The sequence below is a fragment of the Pseudomonas sp. WS 5411 genome (genome assembly GCF_012985595.1).
Lineage (GTDB): Bacteria > Pseudomonadota > Gammaproteobacteria > Pseudomonadales > Pseudomonadaceae > Aquipseudomonas > Aquipseudomonas shahriarae.
Genome location: NZ_JAARMC010000004.1, coordinates 75,690 through 89,420, shown reverse-complemented (window position 1 = coordinate 89,420; position 13,731 = coordinate 75,690). Strand labels below are relative to the sequence as shown.

General features: G+C 54.3%; 11 protein-coding genes. 5 read left to right on the top strand and 6 right to left on the bottom strand.

All coding sequences use genetic code 11. The annotated features are described in order from the left end of the window. Positions 1–92: 92 nt before the first annotated feature. Positions 93–1,751 carry a ShlB/FhaC/HecB family hemolysin secretion/activation protein gene (locus HBR93_RS09595; RefSeq protein ID WP_232545192.1) on the bottom strand — a complete coding sequence of 553 codons (1,659 nt, stop codon included), beginning with the start codon at positions 1,749–1,751 and terminating at the stop codon, positions 93–95. A 677-nt stretch (positions 1,752–2,428) separates the two neighbouring features. Here HBR93_RS09595 and HBR93_RS09590 point away from each other — a divergent pair. Further along, on the top strand, positions 2,429–2,998 hold the full coding sequence (locus HBR93_RS09590; RefSeq protein ID WP_169960199.1) for a DJ-1/PfpI family protein: 570 nt from the start codon (positions 2,429–2,431) through the stop codon (positions 2,996–2,998). A gap of 157 nt (positions 2,999–3,155) precedes the next feature. Here the strand turns inward: HBR93_RS09590 and HBR93_RS09585 are convergent, their stop codons facing one another. From HBR93_RS09585 to HBR93_RS09570, 4 genes are all read right to left on the bottom strand, one after another. Beyond that, positions 3,156–3,911, bottom strand: a complete 756-nt coding sequence (locus HBR93_RS09585; RefSeq protein WP_169960198.1) for a hypothetical protein — start codon at positions 3,909–3,911, stop codon at positions 3,156–3,158. A gap of 325 nt (positions 3,912–4,236) precedes the next feature. Beyond that, positions 4,237–4,896 (bottom strand): DUF1266 domain-containing protein, encoded by a 660-nt coding sequence (locus tag HBR93_RS09580; protein WP_057441715.1) that lies wholly within the window; start codon positions 4,894–4,896, stop codon positions 4,237–4,239. Positions 4,897–4,906: 10 nt separating this feature from the next. Beyond that, complete coding sequence (locus tag HBR93_RS09575; RefSeq protein ID WP_169960197.1) at positions 4,907–6,118, bottom strand: hypothetical protein; 1,212 nt, start codon at positions 6,116–6,118, stop codon at positions 4,907–4,909. After that, positions 6,109–8,433: a hypothetical protein gene (locus HBR93_RS09570; RefSeq protein ID WP_169960196.1), complete on the bottom strand. Its 2,325-nt coding sequence runs from the start codon at positions 8,431–8,433 to the stop codon at positions 6,109–6,111. Before HBR93_RS09570 ends, HBR93_RS09575 begins: the two co-directional genes overlap by 10 nt. A 586-nt stretch (positions 8,434–9,019) precedes the next feature. Here HBR93_RS09570 and HBR93_RS09565 point away from each other — a divergent pair. The 3 genes from HBR93_RS09565 (at position 9,020) to HBR93_RS09555 (ending at position 12,099) form a co-directional block, all read left to right on the top strand. Further along, the gene (locus HBR93_RS09565) at positions 9,020–10,003 is read left to right on the top strand and encodes a DUF3644 domain-containing protein (RefSeq protein ID WP_262377275.1); all 984 of its coding nucleotides are present in this window, start codon (positions 9,020–9,022) and stop codon (positions 10,001–10,003) included. Between the two features lie 257 nt (positions 10,004–10,260). After that, on the top strand, positions 10,261–11,031 hold the full coding sequence (locus HBR93_RS09560; RefSeq protein ID WP_169960194.1) for a hypothetical protein: 771 nt from the start codon (positions 10,261–10,263) through the stop codon (positions 11,029–11,031). 498 nt (positions 11,032–11,529) lie between these two features. After that, the gene (locus HBR93_RS09555; protein ID WP_169960193.1) at positions 11,530–12,099 is read left to right on the top strand and encodes a MepB family protein; all 570 of its coding nucleotides are present in this window, start codon (positions 11,530–11,532) and stop codon (positions 12,097–12,099) included. Between the two features lie 12 nt (positions 12,100–12,111). Here HBR93_RS09555 and HBR93_RS26915 read toward each other — a convergent pair whose 3' ends face one another. After that, positions 12,112–12,381: a hypothetical protein gene (locus HBR93_RS26915; RefSeq protein ID WP_233096796.1), complete on the bottom strand. Its 270-nt coding sequence runs from the start codon at positions 12,379–12,381 to the stop codon at positions 12,112–12,114. Between the two features lie 534 nt (positions 12,382–12,915). Here HBR93_RS26915 and HBR93_RS09545 point away from each other — a divergent pair. After that, the gene (locus HBR93_RS09545; protein WP_057441699.1) at positions 12,916–13,410 is read left to right on the top strand and encodes a DUF1543 domain-containing protein; all 495 of its coding nucleotides are present in this window, start codon (positions 12,916–12,918) and stop codon (positions 13,408–13,410) included. The last annotated feature ends 321 nt before the right edge of the window (positions 13,411–13,731 follow it).

Below are 13,731 nucleotides of genomic sequence, written 5' to 3'. Positions count from 1 at the left end.
TCTGTGTTGGCTGATCCGCGACGTGCGTTGTTCGTTGCAACGCTGCTGTGGTGGTCAGGTACGGCGGTTAACTCAGGCTAAACAGGTGTTGCTCAAATCTGTACGCTAAGGCGCGTCAGCCAGACCTCCGGCTCCTGGCCAAACCCTGCGGGCGTGTTGAGGTTGCGCTGGTAATCGAGGTCCAGTTGCACGTTTTTCCAGCTGAGGTTGAGCCCGGCACTGGCACCGCTCAGGCGCTGGCTTTGAGCGCCGTGTTCGCGCTTGATCCAGCCGTTGTCCAGGCCCAGGCGCGGGGTGATTTTTACCGGCAGGTCGCTGGTGAGCGGCAGGCGCAAGGTGTTGCGCCATACCGCGCCGATGGCCCCGGACGTGATGTTTTCGCGGTAGCCACGCACCGCCGAATCGTCGGTGCCCAGCAGTTGTTCGATGGCAGGCAACGCATCCGGGCTGTATTGCGCCGACAGCTGGCTCTGCCACTGCCACGGTTGCCCCAGCCATTGGCCGTTGCGCCATTGGGTGAGGTTGGCGCGGTACTTATGGAATTGCGCCTGGGGCAGGTTTTTTTGCGTTTGGTCAGCATCACGGTCGGCGCCGAACCATGTCAGGCCTTGGGCGTAATTGACGTCGAGGTTCCACACTGCGCTGTTGAGCCAGAACAGATTCAGGCCAGCCTCGGCCACTGTCAGCGTCGGGCTCTGGATGCCTAAGCGAACCTTTTGCAGGTAGCTGTCGACGTCCTTGTAGGCCAGTTGCAGGTTGGCGCTGAGTTGATGGCCCTGGTCGCGCCACAGCACGCGGTCGGTGCGCAAACTGACCTGGTCAGTACGGCCGCTGTTGTAAAACGTGGCGCGGCTGAGCTTGAACGGCGAGCGGTATTCGTTGTGGCTGGCGAACAGGCTGTAGGTCCAGTACCCGTAAGGGATGGAATAAAACAGGCTGTTGCTGCGGCTGTAGCGCGGCCCATGGTTGAGCGTGTCGCTGAAGCTCAGGTTGAGCGAATCGTTGAGCTTGAGCGGGCTGTCCAGGCTCAGGTTGATGGCATTGCGATCACGCCCCGTGCCAGCACTGCCGAGGTTATCCACTCCAAGCCCCAGCCCCCAGCGTGACGCCGTGCTGCGCGAGCGCAGGATGATGCGCGAGGCGCCAGCTTCATTGCCAGGGGCAATGTCGGCGGTGAGGTCCACCGAACGCAGGCGGTTGAGCTGGTCCAGGCCTTGTTCCAAATCGCGCAGGTTCAGCGGCTTGCCGAGCATCCCGGGGAACGCGCCGCCTAATGACACCGGCAGGCTCTGGTCGGCCAGTTCGATGGCTTCGAGGTAGCCCTCTTCGACGTGAATATCCAGCGACTGTCCGGCCGCCGGCGGGCTGATCAGGTACGGGCGGCTGGCGATATAGCCGGCTTGCACATACAGCTGGGTGATCTCGGCCAGCAGGCGGTTGATCTGGGTGACACCCATGCACGGCGCCACGTAGGGTTCGATGCGTTTGTTCAGCTCAGCCTTGCTGAACAGCGTGATTCCGGCCAGGCGCGTGCCACTTAGCGGCCAGCAGCGTTCATCTTTGGCGATGTCTGTTGGCAAGGCCGGCGTGGCCGCTTGCGTACCGAAACTACCGCGTTGCAGTTGCCGTTGGCGCTGCTCCAGGTGTAATTGCTGCAAGTCGCGCTGCTGTTGCTGCTGCAAGCGCAGCGCTTCCTGGCCCGCTTGCGGCCCATCGGCGGCGGCGGCCGGCAGCGCGCACAGGCAGAGCAGGGCGACGCCCAGGCTCTGGATACAATACTGGCGTTGGGTTGAGGGCTGATTCGGCACTCGACATCCTTAACGTAGAAATACGTACAATCCATACCCATTAGCCAAACGGTGAACTCAGGGATTTTGCACAGTTGAGCCATCATTAAACTGTTTGTTACATCAAGTGGCAGGACTTTTTACGTAAAACGTGGGGAATGCCGCGTTATTCACAAAATAAATGCATAGAGGTGGTGCGGGAGGGCCAGGCGACAACTCGTTTGGGCGTTTCATGAGGCGATTTCTGCCCTCATTCTGCTGACTCACCGATCAACCCTGCCTTTCAGACGTATTTACCCCTTCGCCTTTTACAAAAGCCGCTGGGCCTAGCGTCAGGTTGTTCAATACAAACAGCTGAACATCGGCATTCTATTCTCTACTCTCCTCCAGGCACCGGCAGCGAATCTTGCGCTTGCCCCGTTACTGCACGCGGCCTTCGCCGTGATGCTTGTAACTGGTTGGCCGCGCACCATTTGCCAAGACAACGTCCTGTTCAGCCTGCTCCGCTTGCTTGGCAACATCGAGCGCATATGCCCGATGGAGTGCGCGAGGTTAAGGGTGTCCCCTTTCGACCCATAGCTGCCCTTGATGTATGTGTGTTGTCGCCATATGTTATTGGCATTCATGGAGGATTCTGACTGATGGCACGTGTGGGATTGATACTGACACCCGGTTTTGCGGACTGGGAATACGCTTTCATTGCTGGAACTGCGTCTCCGTTTTACGGGATCGATGTCAGGTTTTTCGCTTCTGCTACGGGGCAGTTTCGCTCGCAGGGTGGATTGGCGGTAACGGTCGAGAGCAGTTTGCAACAATGTCTGGACTGGAAACCGGACGTTGTAGTCGTGATTGGAGGAGTGGTCTGGGAACGTGCAGAAGCACCTGATATTCGGGAGTTTCTTCATGCTAGTCGTGCAAGTGGAGCGACAATTGCCGGTATCTGTGGGGGAACGCTGGCACTTGCCAGGGCCAGCCTTCTCGACACCGTTCCTCATACATCGAACAGCGCTGACTTCCTGCAGCAGAATGCCATGGGTTATGAGGGGGGCACGCTTTATCGAAGCAGCCCAGTAGCTGTGGTTGCAGACCGCATCATAACTGCTCCAGGCCCTGCACCCGTTAGCTTCACCTGCGCAGTGTTCGAAGCTGCCGGGCTATCTTCCGAGACCACTTCTCAATTCAGATCAATGTTGGCAGCGGAACATCGGTGACTGCGTCATCCTACAAAACAGCCGGTTAGGTGATGTGTTCGGATGGCCGCTCATGGGCGATTTCTGCCTGTCATGAGGGGCAGCATTCGGCCCGAAGCGGACTTAGGCTTGGTCCGCCTCGAGGCCATGACTCAGAACGCCAGAGCTTTTCGCGCCCCTAAAGTTGCATTACTGCGAGCGCCCTGCGCAGGGGCTCGTCGGATATCTGGATAGGACCATGAAATGGCACGTCCATGTCCAAAACAAGGTAAACGGAAGCCGCAATGAGCAATGACGAGATAATGAACATTCCTATCACCATCGAATTACGGGGAGCGCGGTATCCAAAACTGGCGAAAATGAGTGTCAACCAGGCAACAAGCATCCCAATCAGCGGGCCAGGAATCGCTCCCTCTGACTGCTCTACGATCCTCCAGCGTTGCTCGATGAGCGAATGATATTGCTGACGAATATCTTGAAGCATCGTTTCATGGTAGCGGTCCGGGGGCATTATAAGAGCCAAAGACTTGCCGATATCATCCAGGTATTTAGCCGCCTCGCTGTTACGATGCTGCAGCGCCTCGTCTCCCCGATACGGGGTCTCGATAGCACGCTCAAGATAGAGGATCAGACGGTTTCGCGTGTCTTGTGCCGCATCGCCATAGCCCCGCAGTGTCCGATCAAAAATGATCATGCTGGTTGCATATCCATGGAAGTTTGCATCAATGGACTCAAAAGTGTTTTTGGCAGAATTGATCATCAAACCAAAGACCAGCGATGTCATAACCACAAAAATGTTGGCTACTAGACGAATTACGGAGTTAGTGTCGTCATCCCTGTGGCGGGATGCCAGCTTTGGGTACCAGTGCACCATGAGAAGCGAGGCAGCAACGAGGCACCCAAAAATGGCCAGTGCTATCCAGAGAGAGTTCATTTATCAGCGCCCTGATCAATTGGAGTCAAGTCTTGAAGGATAGACCGTTGGCGGTTCTCTCCGAATTCTGCTCGGCAGATACCGCGTTTGCACTCCGGGAATGCCCCCCATATTGGTATGAACGCCAGCGCTGATCATCGGTAGATATTGGTCGAGCTCTGCCAATCGTTAGAGGCAACAGATCAGGACCGTCTGGTTATGGCCGAGAAAAGCCATTCATGAACAGCGACTCCAGGCCTCGGCTGATCTAGCAATGAAAGAGCTTTTCAACCAAGCTCGCCTCCAGCGGTGAGAGCTCCAGCGATTCAGACGCTTGAACCAATAGCTACGCAGCTCCCGCCAGAGTCGGGGTCAGCGCCGCAGGCGTATTCCAGGGGGCATCGGCCCACGCTCCGCTGCCGGGCGTCAGCAACTGGCGCAGATGCTGCTCATGGAATGCTTCGCCCAGCGAGTCGACGCGAAACGCCGCCACCCACTGCTCGCGCCCTAGCTGATAGGCCTTGCCGAATTCTTCCCAACTGTCGAAACAGTCCTGCGCCCGCTGTGCATTGAGCAGCAGCACACGCCAGGCGAGGTCGGGCTCGAGCCAACGCATCAGCAGCGCACAACGGACCAGAAACGCCACTCGAACGCAGGCAAAGGCCATGGCCGCACGCGGCTCATCACCGGTCATCAGCGCCTGCAGGTCGAGGTTGTACCACTGCTGTTCGAGGGTCGCACTGAAGTGCGACCGCACGGCTTCGTCATTGCAATTGCTGCGTATCCCGGCCTGGTGTAACAACGCTGCCCGTACAATCGTCTGTGCTTGCTCGGTGAAGTGATCGCACGCCGACGAGTAGAAACCCTCGACTTCCATCGCATCAGCCATGGGCCTGGCCAGCAGCAGCGACCAGTGCCTGCGTTGGCTGAACAACTGGGCGCCACGCGGTCTGAATGCTCGCCACAACATCCAGGCTGAAACCACAACTGCGATAAGCAAAAACATCCCGCTCTCCTTACCTTGCCCGGGCCTGCCAGGCCAGGATTTCCTCGGCCATTGGCGAGGTCATTTCAGGCCACGGCACACCTTCGGTGAGGTACAACGGGTCTTTGGGCTGACGCTCAATGTATTTGCTGAAAATGTGCCGGATGGCGTACTTGACCGACACCGCCTTCGGGGCAGCCTGCAGGAATTGCTGCGGCTGACGCCCGGCGACCAGCCATTCGACCATGGCGGATGGCGCATCGAGGCGCTCATAAAGTTGCGGATATCGGGCTACCAGGCGAGTCTGGGCGGTCGGGTCGTTGACCTCCTCGATACGCAGCCAGCCGGCTTCGGTACGCACGATGCCGATGGCGATACAGTCGGCGGGTGTCTGCTGGTCGGTGTCCAGAGCATTCAGGCACTGCAGCAGGTCCTGGTAATAGCGCTCCACCGGAGGCCGGTTTTGCTTACCCTTTACCTGCTCGACCGTCAAGGTGCCGTCGGCCTGGACGATCAGGCTGATGGTGATGTGTGGCTGGCCCTGACTGTCACGCAAACTGAACACACGCATGCGCTGCTGTTCGACCGCTTCGGCATAGCGCTCGCCGTAGCCGCCAGTCAAGGCGCGGCGATCGGCGAACTGGCCCAGACAGTGGCGCATCACGTAGCTTTCAAAGGCCATTTCCGCGCGCAGCAAGGAGCTTTCGGGACGCAGTTCCTGCAATACGTGCTCAGCGGTGTTCACCCGCGCAAGCAAGGCCTCGGGCTGGCTCTGGCGCCAGCCTTGTTCGACACGCGCCGCCATCTGCGCGTGTTCCTTTTGCCACAGCATCAACGCCTGGGGGCAGTTGATGCGTTCGAGCTTGCCCGCCAGTGCTGTGCCCTGACGCGAGGTCAGGAACTCCACCAGCAAGGCTTCCAGCGCCAGCAATGGCGCCTGCTGCGGATCGACCCAGACCAGCGGTGCAAGTGAATCTTTTTTTGCATCGCTCAAATGCCCAACCACCCAGGACGGCGGCTCGGCTCCGAATGCCTCGATAGCCTGCCCCATGCTCAGGATTCGCCGCGCAGGCTCGAAATTGCCGACCAGATGACGGTAAAAATGGTTGAGCAACCATTTGCCCACCTCTGGCGCATCACCTCGGGCCTTGCTGCGCTCGGCAATGCCACGCTTGAGTTGATCGGCATTGAGTGCGTTGCGCGGGGCATAACCGGACGTTCGCAGCTCCGGTGTCACTTCCATATCTGCCACCAGGCTTTGCCGGCCGGTTTTGCCGACGCCTGCAGTTCGGCGATGCACTGGCGGATCATTTCATTGTTTCCCCGATCAACTTCGTTGTTCGGATCACTGCGCAGAATGGAGCGCTGATAATAGGCCACGGCCTCTGCCTTGCGCTCGAGCCCCTTGAGCACATCGCCGGCACAAGCCAGCAGAGAGGATTCAGAGAGTTCATCGATGACCGGCGCGTAACGTAACCACAGGTTAGTGGCCGCCTCCGGCAGGCTGTATGACAGGTACATGGCAATTTTCATCCGTGCGAACAGCGGCGAGTACTCCAGGTCCTTGTCGCTGATTTCGCGCTCTTCCTGCCATTTGAGAATGCGCTCCAGCCAGATCAGAATCTCGCGCTCGCGGTCCAGTCGAAACAGGGCGCGGGTGACGTCCTGTATGTAATCTTCCGGGTTGTGGCGGCCGTAGCCATAGTCGGCTGCGTAGTGCCATAGCTGCTCGGCGGCTTCGGCGATGCCTGGGTTATCGTTCAGCAGAATACGATTTTCGAGGATGCCCTGATAATGTTCGGCGAACGGGCTGGCGGCGATGCCACGGGTATGCAACTCAAGTGCTTGACCCATGAGTTTGTCGTTGTAGCAGCGGTAATTGATCGCCAGGTTGTTGCACAGCATTGAGTACAGGTGTGCGCAGGCATCGTAGCGGTGTCCGCGGCCGCTGGCGAAGCACTGCTCCATACGGGCCTGGCCATGTTCGTAGGCAACCTTTTGCACTTCCCGCAGCCGCCACCAGACCGAATCTGCCTCCTCGCTGGAAAGCTTCTCGACATGCGTTTCGACCAAGCTTTCAAGGGAAGTCGCAAAATTGTAGTAGTACATGCCGCTGGCCAATAGCGGCAAGGGTTGGCGCAAGGCATCGAATATGCCGAATGCACTGGCGTGGGCGCTGAACAGACTGTAGACGCTGCGGTGGTCCTGCAGATCGCCGGCCGAAACCGCCTCGCGTAGCATCGTCAGTTCGGTGTTGGCGTCGATGCGCCCGGCCTGACGTTCACGTACCGCCACCAGACGAGTGATCCACGGGTGATTCGGCGCGCGTCGCCGGGCTTCTGCAAGGGCCAGGGTGAAGACGTTGTCAATTTGCTCAAGGTCATCGTGCGCGTCATGCAGTGCATCGAGCAACGGGCCCATGGACGGGGTCGACTCGTCCCGCCATGGCAGGCCGGAAGTGAAGCGCTCCAGCACCCTCTGATCATCACAGGCACGTATCACGCACAACGGCCACCACGCTGACTGGTCCTCGGCATCGAGCAGGCGATCGTGGACCCAGTAGGCCGTGCCCGGCCACATTTCGCCGCGCATTTCATAGATTTCCATGAATGCACGTTGCCCGGCGTCGTCGATTTGGCCGTTTTCAAGCAGCCATGGCAAATGGAAGTCAACGAAGTTGTCACCGCCGCCGGACTCCAGACTCAGGGTCGCCACTTCACAGATTTTCAAAGCACCGGCGAGGTCGCCCTGGGCCTGCAATGAACGGGCGGCCAGACGTGCCAGGCGCACTTCCCATTCTCGACGCTGGGGCAGCGACAATTCGGCGATCAATCGCACAACCGGCTGTTCGAACATCGCCAGGCGCAATGGAACGATTTCGATCAGCGCATCGCCCAGCCACAGCCAGTCGTTACCGTCGACATCCTGATCTTCGCCAGCGGTGCGTAACGCGGCAATTGCCGCCAGCGCGGCTTCACGAGCCTCTTCGTCGCGTTCATGGGCGGCCAGCGCCTGGGCCCGTCGCTGGTGTTGATCGGCATCGTCCCAGGCTCGCAGTGCATGACGGTCGGGGTTGATCAGGGCAAGGGTGTGACGCACTTCGATGGTCTTCAGGGCGACGTCGAGGGTGGCGTGTTGGAGATCTTCGAAAATGCGGTAGCGCCGGTACTGCTCAATGTCGAACGGCAGCGGCTCGTTGGTCAATTGCTGAAGGTGGTCGAGCGCCTTCAGCAGGCCCTGCTCGTCTTTGAAGTAGTTGCCCAGACGCAGTTGGTAGATCAGCAGGTTGACCTTGAGTTCGTTGCGCTCATCATCAGGCGTAGCCTCGATCAGTGCCTGGCCGTCGTCAGCCAGTACCGCCCTGGCCGCGTCTGCATCACCCGCGTTGACCCACAGCACGTGCAGCCGTCCGATCGACTCCAGCGAGGTTGCCTTGAGCGGTTGGCCGCGCAGCTGGCCCAACAGGTAGTCGACACCATGTTCCTGATGCTCGACCTCAAGACGGTCCATGAATTGATCCAGCTGGATGCCCGACAGCACGGTGCTGTTTTGCGTCATTGTGAACTCCATTTGCGAATGACTGTGCATCGCCCGATGCGTCCTGCGTCGGTGCCCTCGAGTGGGGCAACGGTTCTCGTGCACGTCTGCCTTTTACAGGTCACGAATGAAGAAAGGGATCGGGCAATACAGCGAGGTGCCGAACGCTACCAGTTGGCGTTTAAAAAACCAAGAGTGCGCGGGGGGGCAAAGTCAGTGATTAACGTGCATGCAGCGGGTCGAAACTGCGAATCGCCCGCAGATTGGTCGGCACTTCAGAAGGCTGATTCTGGTCAATTGCTGCCGTTCGCGACCGTCGGCTTTCGGCCAAAAGCGGTCGCTCCCGCAGAGCGGTTTTATAGCTGCGAGAACAGCGATATCTAAATGCGACTGATAGGATAGGATCTAGCTTGTGCATCGGTATTTGGCCGAGCGTCGTAGCGGTACGACGGCTGAACACTGCGAGCCGTAAGCTCAGACTGGATTTCCCGCCAAGTATCGCTATGGTATCCAGTAAGAGAAGGGGCATTCCAAGTGCGCGGAGTGGTCACTTTCTTGTAATCGCATATAAAATCTATAAATATGACTCACTGCAAGGATGATCAGTATGGCTGTAGAGAAAAGAGTGCGATCAGTGGGATCTGTAGCAGGAGAACTTATAAAAAAATCTAGAGAATCCGCCCTTGCGTCAGTACAGATATTCAACAACCCTGCGCTCACCTTCAAGTCTGAAATATTTATTGTTTTAATGATGATATCTTGGACTTATCTCCTCCATGCATATTATCGTAAGAATGGAATTGAGTATCGTTACTTCAAAATGGAAGGTGCGCGAAAGAGATTTCAAAAAACTGCTAAAGGTGCTGTAAAGCATTGGGAGCTAGAGAAATGTCTGAATCAGCCTGAGTCACCGGTCGATTTGAGTGCCGCAAATAATCTTAGATTCCTACTCGGTTTGAGGCATGAAATCGAACACCAAATGACGACCAGGATAGATCAGTTTTTAAGTGCTAGATTTCAAGCTTGTTGCCTAAATTATAATGAACTTATAAAGTCGCTATTTGGCGCTAGCTTCGGTATAGACAAGCACTTATCCTTTAGCCTCCAATTCTCATCTTTGAACAAGGAGCAGGTGGAAAGATTATCCCAGGCTGACGGTCTCCCTGAAAATATCCGGGCGTATATAACTGCATTTGATCTAGCTCTAACCGATGAAGAGTTTAATGATCCAAAATTTTCTTATCGTGTTTTCTTCGTTCCCAAAACAGCGAACCATAAAGGTCAGGCAGATCAAGTTATTGAGTTTATCAAACCTGGCTCTGAAATGGCCCAAGGAATAAATACCAAATATATTCAAATCAAGGAAATTGAACGCCCTAAATATTTACCTTCGAAAATTATCGAAAAAGTACAGAGGTCTGGCTATCCACGATTCAATATGAGGCATCACACGCAAATGTGGCAGCTCAACGATGCAAAAAAACAAGGCAAAGGTTTTGGCGTCACCATAATGAATACATGGTACTGGTATGAGACATGGTTGGAAAATGTTCTAGCTGAGTGCGAAAAACGTAAAAAAGAATTTGTTTAAGATGTGCGCAACTTGCACTGTTCGAGTTATAGAAACCGCTAGCACAGCGCGGGAATGCTCATGCTCTATAAAATTATCTAGTTTTTATCGAGTAATCACTAACCGAATGAACAACAAAACAGCTAAGGCCGATGGCTAAATTTGAGTATTTATTCAGCTTCGCACTCATCCAGCGAATGCCAGCAGACCAATTAATTGCGCACGCACCGGATTAAAAAATGTTAAAACTACATACTCAGTTGATTTGCGTTTATCACATGAGCAACCCAGACGACCCTTCTGAAGGCATCCCGGCCCCGGATAGACGCGCAAACAAACCTATCGGCATTCACGAAACCTCCACAAATAAGACAGCTTTTTTTCAGAAAATAATAAAGCCAAAAATTGGTTCAAACACCATTACAATAGTGGTCCCCAATGAAATCACTCTGGCAATAAATGTAGCAACCAAGTCGTTACAGCAAGCTAAAAAAATTAAAGTAAAACTCGAACGGCTATCGGAGTCTACTCAATCGATATATGATCACAATGTGGGGCTGGCATATGACTATCTTGAGAGCATACAGACGGCAATAATTTTCGCATATAAGGCAGTGGAATCATTTTGCAATGCGGCAATCCCTGACTCACACGTATACATAAAGTCCACCAACAAATCTACAGAGCATTATAGCAAGGAGCAAATCGAACGATGGATTTCTACTTCTGAGAAAGTTTCATCAATATTGCCACCAATATTAAAATGCCCTCCACCTCAATCCGAGGATTTCTGGTCCGATTTCAAGAGCCTTGAAAGACTAAGGAATGAGATAATACACAGCAAGTCCAGTAATACAGATGCAATATTGGAAGAGCTATTCGCAGAGTGTGTATACAAGCACATACACTCAGCACTGGTTTTACTGGAGTTTTTTATTGCGATCGACCCGTCAAACCCAATCTTTCCGTTAGGCTTTGGAAAATCTATGGTACGGGTTATGAATGTAGCAAAAGCGGAAGATATATTAGGTAAGGTTGACGAAAGTTAACTCTGCCAATCCGGTTACGTATATAGAATAATTTCTACGATGCGTTAAATTTTTAAGAACACAACGCTCGCTCACGACCGGAATTTACCACTTCACCAAAGGCTGCTTTTGACCGATTCTGTTGAAAAAGTCGGTTCTTCCAGCCTGCCGTAATATAGACCGCTGAAAACGCCTTTCTTGCGCGCTGCTACGCGAAATCCGAGCCCGAGATCCCTCTACTCAAAGTAAAGATTTCAATCTCAAGCGCGTACTTTTCTGCCGTGGAAACCATAGCCGACTTTTTCAACAGAATCGGCCGATTTCTGCCTGTCGTAGCGGGCAGCAATCGGCCAGAAGCTTCCTATCACGAAGGACCTATCCAAAGCGTAAGCGGCTGGCTATCCCACCTTGCGTAATCACACGATGTAATCGCCCGCAGTCCGCTCGGTATGTCGAAGGGCGTAGCATATGTTCTGGATTGGATCGTATGGCCAATGAGTGGTTTAGGAGTTGTTCCCTTTGAAATTCGATTTAACTGAACAAGGCACAAAATATGCGTGCGCGGCAGACCCTGGCCTCGGCTATATTCCAAACGATCTGATAGCGGCTATCCAGGATGTGTACACGCCGGCGGGAATGCAATTGACGGATCTGGCTATACGCGAGGCTGAGAGTGCCGAGTATGGTGCCTCCCGCTTTGGCCTCGACGGACACACCATTGTCTTCCGTGTGGCTAAAACAACGCCGACGAAGATTGGACAGTTCGTCACAATATGGAAGCGCCCGACGTCAGGCGGCATCATTGCACCTCTCGATATCGATGATGGCGTAGCCTTTGTTGTGGTGAGTGTGTTCGATGCAACGCATCGCGGACAGTTTGTTTTCGACCAGAAGATACTGGCATCAAAGGGCATCATGGCGATTAACGGTAAAGGTGGTAAGCGCGCTATCCGCGTTTATCCACCTTGGGTCAAACCAGTCGCCAAACAGGCCGTTAGGACACAGCAATGGCAACTGCGTTACTTTCTTCCTCTTGAACAAAGCGGAAACGCCGATTCCGTGCAGGTGCGTCGGCTCTTTGAAGTTTAAGATCCTTATTCGTCATTCTTGAGCGTTCTGGGTAATGGCAGCTAAAGCACTGTGATCGAGCCGCCCGCGCCTACCCGCTGCCAAGGCAAGCCCAGTATCAAGGCCTGAAGTTGCTCGTTGTCGAGTTCGACGTCCGATCCGTGCCGGATACCTGGCCAGTGAAACTTGTCTTGGTTCAATCGTCGCACCGAACACCGCGATAACTCTAGCCAACGCGGTCTCGGTACCGGCACGCATGTCCATCGGCTCGGTGGCGATCCAGATGGAATCGATGCGGATCATTGAGCGAGTCCACGGATGAATCGTGGTGCTGTACTGCCAGTGTTTTGGGGACTACGGGCTTAGATGTTCCAACCCATCACCGATAACGCGTTGAGTTTACGCCTGACTGGCGGCAAACGACGCTAACCTGCCCTTCACGAAGGGCTGCAGCACCTTCAGTGAGGGTGTGAATATTTACCAGGAGGGCTGGTCCTGTGAGTCCTCGTCTCCGGACTTTACTACTTTCTGAATCGACCACAGGTCTTTGCGCACGCATTCGGGAGGCGGTGAAGCCCCCGAAAATGTTCCCCCCGAACGCCTACTCGATGCCTATAGGGGCCTGACTGACACCTGTATAATTACATTCTTTGATCCTTCATCACCATTTACGCATGGCTTTGTAGGAGGTGTGTTTATATGAATTTTATTAGGTTGTTGCTTTAATTTTTTGACTTGCGTGCAATTGTCGGTGCGATGTTAATGGTGTTTAAAACATGATAATATGGTCCGCAATTATTTGAGCTGTTCCACTTTTAATTTATAGCAGGGCGAATAATGCTTTTTATTGTAATGTTAGGCGGAAAACATCCTAGAGCGAAAATTGAAGTCCATGATATAGCCTTCGTATTAGCTGATAGCTTAGAGGATGCATATCCTCAGCTTAGACAGAGTTGGTTTGGATCTCCTGTAGGCCTTCATATTGATGCATGGATGGCAGTTGATGGAGTTGCAGGCTGGAAGTTAGAACTAAGTGAATTAGCTCCCCGCCCTGGATCAATGCGTTTGTACTTTATCAATTTAGGCGGGTATGAAGTTAAATCCTTTGGTGAAGCGCATCACTATTCCCTGATAGTTGCGAAAGATAAGCGGGAGGCGATGAGCCTCGGTAAACGCGAGATTTTAAAGCACTGGGTCCAGGCCCATACTGATGGTGTGCTGGATGTGGACGACTGTTTGCCGATTGATGCGATAGAAGGACGATACGTTCATTTGGTCGAGGGACCACACGACGGCATCATTCAGCGCAATGACTACATCGTTTTGTCGTAACGTTTGATTAGCTCAACACGTCATCTGCTGAATCGCCCGAATTTCCTACGTAATGAGCGGCCACTTTTGGCCGAACGCAGCCATACGACAAGTGCCCCGAATCGTGGGCAATTTGGTAGTTCGTGTTCGGCCGGCAGGTACCCCCCGGAAAGTCTAAGAAGTCACTAGATGAGGGGTCACATAGACCCACGCGGCATATGTGAAGAAACACATGCCAGTGCAGAAGCAAACAAATCCAATCAGGCTTGCCCCCCACATCAAACATCTCGCTTCACGCTGCGTCCCGCCCTGACTACTGCCAGCCTCTCCTTACCATTTTCA